Below are 1,127 nucleotides of genomic sequence, written 5' to 3'. Positions count from 1 at the left end.
GGCGAGTGGGTGTCCGCCGGTGACAGCCTGGCGCTGGCCGGCAATTCCGGCGGCAACCGGACCAACGGTCTATACTTCGAGATACGCCACCGGGGCAAGGCTGTGAACCCCACACGCTGGTGCAATCAGCGTGTTACACTGCCGCCATTGGCGCAAAATTGACCATGAACTTTGAAACGCGCACACCTTTTTCCTGTGCCCGCCGGGGATCCTGAATGCCAACAACCATCCTGCCCACGCTCCGTTCTGTCGCGCTCACGGGCCTGCTTGCCCTTAGCCCTTTCAGCGCACTCCACGCCCAGGATCCTGCCCTTGATGAGCAGGCTCGCCAGCAAGGCGTACCGGTGGATGAGCTGCGCGCCTTTGCCGAGGTCATGGAGCGTATCCGCGCGGCCTATATTGAAGACGTGGATGATCGCGAACTGCTGGAAGCCGCTATCCGTGGCATGCTCCATGATCTGGACCCGCACTCCAACTACCTGACCCCGGACCAGTTCGACGACCTGCAGGTGACCACCACTGGTGAATTCGGCGGCCTTGGCATCGAAGTCACCATGGAAGACGGCTTCGTCAAAGTAGTGACTCCGGTGGATGACTCCCCGGCCAGCAACGCCGGCATCCTCGCAGGCGACCTGATCCTCAAGATCGACGACACCTTTGTGAAGGGGTTGACCCTGGGCGAAGCCGTCGAGCTGATGCGCGGGGAAATCGGCACCAAAATCGATTTAATGGTCCTTAGCGAAGGCGACGAGAAGCCCCGCCAGGTCAGCCTCGAACGTGACCGCATCCAGACCCACAGCGTGAAATCAAAAATGCTGGAACCGGGCCTGGGCTACCTGCGCATTTCCCAGTTCCAGAACAACACCGGTGACGATGCCCGCAAAGCGCTGGACAAGCTCAACAAGGACAGCCCCCTCAACGGCCTGATTCTCGACCTGCGCAACAACCCCGGCGGCGTACTCAACGGCGCCGTGGAAGTCACCGACCTGTTCCTGGATGCCGGCCTGGTGGTGTACACCCAGGGCCGTGAAAAAGCGAGCCGGAACGACTTTGATGCCAGCGCCGGCGACGCACTCAACGGCAAGCCGCTGGTGGTGCTGGTCAACGGCGGCAGCGCCTCTGCCTCG

Annotated in this window: 1 protein-coding gene; it reads left to right on the top strand. The window is 61.8% G+C overall.

The annotated features are described in order from the left end of the window. Positions 1 to 215 precede the first annotated feature (215 nt). Positions 216 to 1,127 (top strand): S41 family peptidase (locus A3754_RS02315; RefSeq protein ID WP_063518747.1); only part of this gene is annotated, 912 nt, incomplete at its 3' end.

The organism is Alcanivorax sp. HI0083, assembly GCF_001635175.1.
The sequence above is the reverse complement of the archived record's forward strand: the minus strand, read 5'-3'. Positions and strand labels throughout refer to the sequence as shown.